This window comes from Clostridium sp. (genome assembly GCF_030532265.1).
In the GTDB taxonomy this organism is placed as follows: Bacteria; Bacillota; Clostridia; order Clostridiales; family Clostridiaceae; genus Clostridium.
In genome coordinates, this window is record NZ_JAUNLM010000074.1 from 1 (window position 1) to 6,825 (window position 6,825).

Annotated in this window: 8 protein-coding genes; all 8 read right to left on the reverse strand. The window is 26.7% G+C overall.

Going from position 1 to position 6,825, the window contains the following annotated elements:
• Nucleotides 1-61 precede the first annotated feature (61 nt).
• Nucleotides 62-709 (reverse strand): hypothetical protein, encoded by a 648-nt coding sequence (locus Q4E08_RS10995; RefSeq protein ID WP_303130935.1) that lies wholly within the window; start codon nucleotides 707-709, stop codon nucleotides 62-64.
• 248 nt (nucleotides 710-957) lie between these two features.
• Nucleotides 958-1,554 carry a response regulator transcription factor gene (locus Q4E08_RS11000; RefSeq protein WP_303130937.1) on the reverse strand — a complete coding sequence of 199 codons (597 nt, stop codon included), beginning with the start codon at nucleotides 1,552-1,554 and terminating at the stop codon, nucleotides 958-960.
• Nucleotides 1,532-2,161 (reverse strand): hypothetical protein, encoded by a 630-nt coding sequence (locus Q4E08_RS11005; protein ID WP_303130939.1) that lies wholly within the window; start codon nucleotides 2,159-2,161, stop codon nucleotides 1,532-1,534. The genes Q4E08_RS11000 and Q4E08_RS11005 overlap by 23 nt, the downstream gene beginning before the upstream one ends.
• 540 nt (nucleotides 2,162-2,701) lie before the next feature.
• Entirely contained in the window at nucleotides 2,702-3,340 is a 639-nt protein-coding gene (locus Q4E08_RS11010) for a hypothetical protein (RefSeq protein WP_303130940.1), read from the reverse strand.
• Complete coding sequence (locus tag Q4E08_RS11015) at nucleotides 3,337-3,840, reverse strand: beta-carotene 15,15'-monooxygenase (protein WP_303130942.1); 504 nt, start codon at nucleotides 3,838-3,840, stop codon at nucleotides 3,337-3,339. The genes Q4E08_RS11010 and Q4E08_RS11015 overlap by 4 nt, the downstream gene beginning before the upstream one ends.
• 206 nt (nucleotides 3,841-4,046) lie before the next feature.
• Complete coding sequence (locus Q4E08_RS11020) at nucleotides 4,047-4,709, reverse strand: ABC transporter ATP-binding protein (protein WP_303130943.1); 663 nt, start codon at nucleotides 4,707-4,709, stop codon at nucleotides 4,047-4,049.
• The gene (locus Q4E08_RS11025) at nucleotides 4,706-6,067 is read right to left on the reverse strand and encodes a radical SAM protein (protein ID WP_303130945.1); all 1,362 of its coding nucleotides are present in this window, start codon (nucleotides 6,065-6,067) and stop codon (nucleotides 4,706-4,708) included. The genes Q4E08_RS11020 and Q4E08_RS11025 overlap by 4 nt, the downstream gene beginning before the upstream one ends.
• A gap of 217 nt (nucleotides 6,068-6,284) precedes the next feature.
• A complete protein-coding gene (locus tag Q4E08_RS11030; protein ID WP_303130947.1) occupies nucleotides 6,285-6,410 on the reverse strand; it encodes a hypothetical protein in 126 nt (41 codons plus the stop codon).
• Between the last annotated feature and the right edge of the window lie 415 nt (nucleotides 6,411-6,825).

Sequence of the window (6,825 nt, forward strand, 5' to 3'; positions counted from 1 at the left end):
ATATTAAAGCTGCACATAATGCTAGTAAAAATAATAAGTATACCCACCATTTCATTAGCTATTACCTCGGATAACATTTGTATGTTAATATCCATCTTGCTTCTAAAACAACACCTTTTCCTGGCTTGTTAGCATTGTAATCAACTGTATCAGCTACAGAGTAAGCCCATGCGGCCGTCAATCCATTCGGTATAGCACCTACCCCACCAAAAACTGCCCCTGCTATAACTGCGGCACCCGCATTTGCATGTGCAGACATTCTTACATCATAAGCATAATCTCTTGCAGCAGCATCAGTATAAAATATATGTTTTCTACCCCACCAATATGTTTCCGAACGCATATTTGAACTTCTAGTCGAATAAGTTTGAGTAGATAAATCAATAATTTGTCCGCTATCATTAATCATAATTTGATTATTATATGAAAGTTCATTTAAACTTTCTAATCTAGTTTCTAACAATTCTAGATATTGCTTGATGTTATTACCATTCAATTCTTCTCTATATAATTCTATATCATAACTAATTCTTTTCTCTAACTGCTTTGCGTTAACTAGATGAAACTCCCCATTTTCACATACAACGTACTTATCTGTTAGTTCTATTAAATTAGGCTTTTCATATGATTGTGCATATACAGTTGTGTTTGAAATCACACCTAACATCATAAACAAAGCTAATGCCAACATTAACATTCTTTTTTTCATAAAAATTCCTCCCATATAGTTTACTCTTACATTTTAAAAATTCTCTTTTTAAAATCAATTCAATCTCCATTCTTATACATCTTCGGATTAATTATTTGCATAATTAAGGCCTTCTTTAATAGATTAGCTATTATATTCTTATTTTATACTCTTAATTCTTTTTTCACACGAGTAAATACTGCAAAGTTTACAAAAAAAATTGGAGATAGGATTTACTAATCTCCAAATAAGTTTTTATCATATGAATATTACATAACTGGATCTATATATCCTAGCTCCATCGCCTTATTGTAAGCTTCGACAATATTATTAGCTCTTAGTTTATCGTAAATATTTGAAATATGGTTATAAAGAGTCCTTTCACTTATAAAAAGTTTACTAGCAATGTTCTTTTTACTTTCACCTTTTATTAGCTCTTTTAATACTTCTATCTCTCGTTTAGTTAGTGGATCAGTAATGTATTTGTCTATTTTCTTATAGTTGCCATTATATACATTTTTTATTCTTTCTAAAAGTTCCTCAATTTCTACAGACTTATTTATAAAATCTCTTACTCCTAACTTAAAAGCCATATCCTTATAATTATCTAAATCATAAGATGTTAAAACTATTATATTTTGTTTCTTGTTTTTATTTAAAATTTCTTCTATTAAATCAAGACCTGTTTTACTGTCTTTTAAATTTATATCGATCAAAAGAATATCATATTCTCGTTTTCTAATTATTTTTAAAAAGCTCTCAAAATTTGAAACATAATCACATCTACAAATATCTTCTTGCTCTTCTAAAAGCAGTTTTATAGACTCGCCAAATATTTTATGATCATCTATTAAAAGAATTTTCATCTGTTTCCACCTCCAAAACTACTTTAGTTGAGAGTACATCTCCATTGATCTCATATGATATATCGCCTGAATTAGAGTCTATTAAAAGATTAAGCAAAAGCACTCCTCTTTTAGACTCTTTAATACTTTTATAATCATCAAGACTTACTCCATCACTGTTCATTTCTATTACTATAAAATTTTCTTTTCTATACAATTTATAGTTTAAATATTTTGCGTTCGAGTGTTTGAATACATTATTTATTAATTCTTTTGAAATTACTGAGATTAATTTTATATACTTTTTATACTTGCCTGTTAGCAAATTGCTATCAATTATTTTCTCAATTTTAATATTTTTATTTACATATAATGAAGATACATTGTCAAATATAGCTGCTATTGATGTTTGTAGGTTTGCTTTTTCAAATAAGTTTGACTGATAAAATTTCATTATATTTCTTGCTTTATTTTCAAGCTTACTTAAAATTTCTTTTACATATGAAATATCTGGATCTTTTACAGATAGATAATTTTTGCTGGCAAATATATCTTGTATAATATCGTCATGTATAATTCTTGCAAATTCATCTCTTTCATTTGCCATATAATCTGATAAATAATACAACCTATAAGTTTTTTCATAAGTATCCTCTTTTTCTTTTAAAAATAGAACAAAGAAGCTTTCTATCGCAAGAAATATGAGCTGGTAAAAAATATTTATCATAAAGGAGTATATATTAAATAGGTATATTATCAATATGCTTACAAGTAGAAAAAAAATAGTAAATATATTCGTTGCTTTTTTAGAAATAGGTAATATGTTAATTTTACTTGCATTTGAATAATTCATATAAGTTTTTGCATAAACAATTGTCGAAACAAGACTTATTAGTCCAAATATAATTTTGTATTTTATGAAGTTTCCTAAAATTATAGCAAGGGGAAATAAAGATATAAATGTAAATACATTTGAAATCCACAATGGTATTTTTTTATTTGAAATTTCTGTATATATAAAAAAATAAAGAGTCATAAATAACATTATAGAAACTCCATTTAAAACAGGGACTTCTTTAATAATATTTCCAGTCTTATAAAGAAATCCCCAATATAAAATTATACATAAGTGAACAAAAGTAATTTTTAATAATCTTTTATACATAATTTAATAATAGCTAACTACAATCCTTTCTTTATTAATATTTATACCCAATAATATAATTATTGATGCCAGTATAAAAAACTTGCTTACCAAATATAATTCCAAGACATTTGTAAAATTATATACTAAGGTAGAAGTTATCACAAGGGCTAAAGATAGTCCTATCAAACGAATTTGGAGAGAATTAATTTTATTCATGTTTCTAGTATAAAGAATGATTAAAACAATTATTACTGTGTAAAGAAAACTTGATAACATCAAATTTAAACCAATAATCATGTTTAAATCAAGTTTCAATAGATTTAAAATTAAACTCGGAAGAACTATTATCAAAGTTGCTAAGTATATACTGAACAAATATTTGGCTAGAATTTTTTTAATAGAAAGTCCATTTGCAAGTAAAAATTCAAGCTTTTTGCTAATCTTATCTTCTACCAAGGTATTTTTAGACAATTCTACTCCAAACATTACAAAAATTATTAATATACCATCAATTTTAACTATATCTATGATTTTGTTTATTTCTTGGCTCCCTCCATCACCAAAAAACAAAGCCATAAAAGAGCACATTAGTGCCATAAAAGACATTAATAAGGCATTTTTATCTAAAAGCTTACTTAAATCGTTAATGACTAACTTCATGACCATGACCCTTCTTTATTAATTACAGATTCATTGTTAATCTTAGATAAATCCTTCATAGAACAAATTGCAAATGCTAACGCTAATCCTATATTTATTCCTAATATGATATAAATAAGGTTTAGATTATATTTTTCTATTAATGATAGAATCTTCTCTGAAAATGTGCCTATCATGTAAATTAAAATTGTTGTTCCAAAGAAAACTATATTTTTGAAAAACTTAAAGTTTTTTTGGGATAAACTTATAATATTAAAAAATAGTATTTCAAAATACGTCATAGCAATCATTGTAACAAATATACCCACAATCCACTTAAATTCAATTTGTAAATCTATTAGGACATAAGATAGAAAAAATAATGTAAATGGAACGATAGAGGATAGTCTCCACATTTCTATTGCATAGGATTTAATCAATTCTTTTATATTTATTCCTGATGCCAAGATAAATTCTATACGTCTATTTAGTTTATCCTTGACTGTTAAATTGACAACCATAGAATTAGACATAATTAGGGAAATTCCAAGCATTAGTACGTATAACATTAATACAATATAATCATTTCCTCTAGAATCAAACATCCCATTATATAATAAAAAAATAAAGCCAAGAGAAATCAAAGTAAATAATAATAAATTTAAAATAAAATCCTTGTCTTTACTTAAATAGTACCTACAGGCTCTATTAATATTCATCTTATTTTTCATTTTGTACCTTCCTCTATAAATAAATCTTCTAAGCTTTCTCCTTCAATTTCATCTATATTCTTCGTAAAAAGTAGATCTCCTGATTTTATCATTGATACTTTATCGGCGATCTTTTCAATCTCTGACAGATCATGACTAGTAATTACTATAGTCTTACCTTCATCCTTTAATAATTTTATGAGTTTTCTTATCTCAACTCTTGATATTGGATCTACTCCACTTGTTACCTCATCTAAAAATATTATCTCTCTATTCATCATTACAATAATTAATAAAGATAATTTCCTCTTCATGCCTTTAGAATAGGTTGAAACATCTCTATTCAAATCCTTTGTAATATCTAGCAAATCAGAATATTTTTGATAGTTATCTAGACTATACCCAAAATATAAACCATATACTTTAATATTTTCTAGCCCTGTCTTATCTTCGTATAAATAGTCATTTTCAAGTAACATTGCATGACTTCCATTAATATTTGCCTCTCCCTTATCTTCATCATAAAGATCTGTAAGTATTCTAAGCAGAGTTGTCTTACCAGATCCATTTGGACCGACAAGAGCATGTACTGTATTAGCTTCGATTTTCAAAGAAAAATTGTTAAAAAGCTTCTTGTTTTTAAAATTCTTGCTCATATTTTTGACTTCAATTACATTCATATTAAAAGCCTCCTGAAATCATCATTTAATTTATTTTTAAACCAAGCACAATTTTCTACTCCTATTTCCTTTGCTCCAATAATCCCCCTAATGATACATTCACTACAAAAATATTTCTTCTCACAATTTTCGCATTCAATATTTACATAACTTGGGGCTTCAATGTTTCTTATTATATCTAATATTTTATAATTTTCTGTATATAGCTTACCGATATCAGTATTAAATACATTGCCAAAGCTTTTTATAAGTGTTTGATCATCCATAGCACAAAATTTAATATCTCCCTCTGGAGTAATAGATGGATTTCTTGTAAATGCTCCACAATTTTTAACGTTTGGATCTCCATCCTTTACTTGATATAGAAAACCATATCCATATTTATTATTTATTTTTGAAATAACTCCGTTCAAATTTTCAGCGTCTTCTTTTGTTTTTAATAAAAGATTATTATCATCTCTTAATGTAGCTCTTCCCATCGGTATAATTGAGGATAATCCATAAGTCTCTATTCCATTTTCATGAATCCAATCTGCAATATTTTCTAATTGATCTATATTTTTTGGTGTTATCATAGTTACAATTCTCATGTATATCCCCATTTTATGAATTCTAATTATATTGCTTTTTATAATATTCGAAATATTCTTTATTTTAGAACCCATAAACCAATTAATATATTCATCATTATCTCCATGCAAATCTATCTGTACTACAGTTCTATCCCTATTCTTATATATTTTCTCAAACAATTCCTCATCCCAGTTTGTTCCATTTGATAAAATGCTTACTAGATGATAATTTAAAGAATATGCCTTATCTAGAATATCAATAAATCTTGAATGACAGGTAACTTCTCCACCGGTAAACTCCACTACTCTAGTGCCTGATTTTCTTGCATCTTCTAATATTTTAAATATCGATTCTGTATTATCATTAAATTTTTTCTTGCATGAATATTCACCATAACAATGTAAACACTTTACATTACAAGTATGTGTTATTTCAATAGATATTGCAGATGGATATTGTGTTTTTCCGTTCCCTAAAACTCTTATTTCCTTATATTTTGGGTTTTCTAATCTCTCAATAATAATTCCATAACCTGACATTAAAGAATTTAAAAATTCACCTAAGTTATTCTTTGCTTCATCTATTAAATTAAGATTGTCATTGCACATCTTTTTGGCAATTTCATCAAATGTATGATGCCCATCTAAACAAAGAATTATATTAGTTGCATCATCATTTATCCAATAAAGAGATTCACCCATTTTTTCATATCTATTTTCAACCACTAAAATGTTAGCATTCTTTTGTTTTTCTATTGCTTTTATATTTATAGCCTTTAAATACACCTTTATATATCCTCCGAATTAAAACTACACTATAGCCAAAATTTTTATTTGGCTATAGATGTATCAAAAGTTATTACTAGTCTCAAAAAAATTGACCAAATATCTATAAAAAACCAATTATAGCTATTTTAAAATCTGCCATATTTCTATTTGAGACTAGTTAAAGTAACTTTTTGCTTTCATTCTTGTACTACAAGAATATTCCCCTCTCTTCTATCTAGAAGAATCCTACAAATCCTGCTACTCCTGCACCTGCTGCTGGTGTAGGTCCGCAGAACATGCATGCTGTACATCCAGCACATAGTTTACAACCATTGCCCATTGCTATAATTTCAGGTTTCATGTTTTCACCTCCTTGTATTTTTATTTTATTTTATTTCATACATAATTTTATTACATGAGTAAATACTGCAAACTTAAGCAAAATTAATGCAGTCCGAAGACCGCCGATAATTATCTCTCTTCAACGTTGCTATGTTCTTTCTCATCTTATTAGTTTTATCATTAGTATTACAGCTAAATCATCAAAAGTTAGGAATTTAAAAAATATACACTATCAAAACAAACGGCTAGTTCAATTATTAAACTAAAATAACAAGGAATTAATTATATTAAAGGGCTTGAAGATCTAATAAAAAAATTTAGTGATAGTAGACAAGAATTATTAGATTAAATAAAGTAAATTAGAACTGAAAAGAAAAGTTTGTTACAAGATATGAAAAAAATAAATACAACATTAGAAACCCTGAAAATGAGCA

Bases quoted from the DNA above. Each gene is read 5' to 3' on its own strand.
- Q4E08_RS10995 (WP_303130935.1), bottom strand. From the start codon at position 709: ATGAAAAAAAGAATGTTAATGTTGGCATTAGCTTTGTTTATGATGTTA.
- Q4E08_RS11015 (WP_303130942.1), bottom strand. From the start codon at position 3,840: ATGGTTGTCAATTTAACAGTCAAGGATAAACTAAATAGACGTATAGAA.
- Q4E08_RS11020 (WP_303130943.1), bottom strand. From the start codon at position 4,709: ATGAATGTAATTGAAGTCAAAAATATGAGCAAGAATTTTAAAAACAAG.
- Q4E08_RS11010 (WP_303130940.1), bottom strand. From the start codon at position 3,340: ATGAAGTTAGTCATTAACGATTTAAGTAAGCTTTTAGATAAAAATGCC.
- Q4E08_RS11030 (WP_303130947.1), bottom strand. From the start codon at position 6,410: ATGAAACCTGAAATTATAGCAATGGGCAATGGTTGTAAACTATGTGCT.
- Q4E08_RS11000 (WP_303130937.1), bottom strand. From the start codon at position 1,554: ATGAAAATTCTTTTAATAGATGATCATAAAATATTTGGCGAGTCTATA.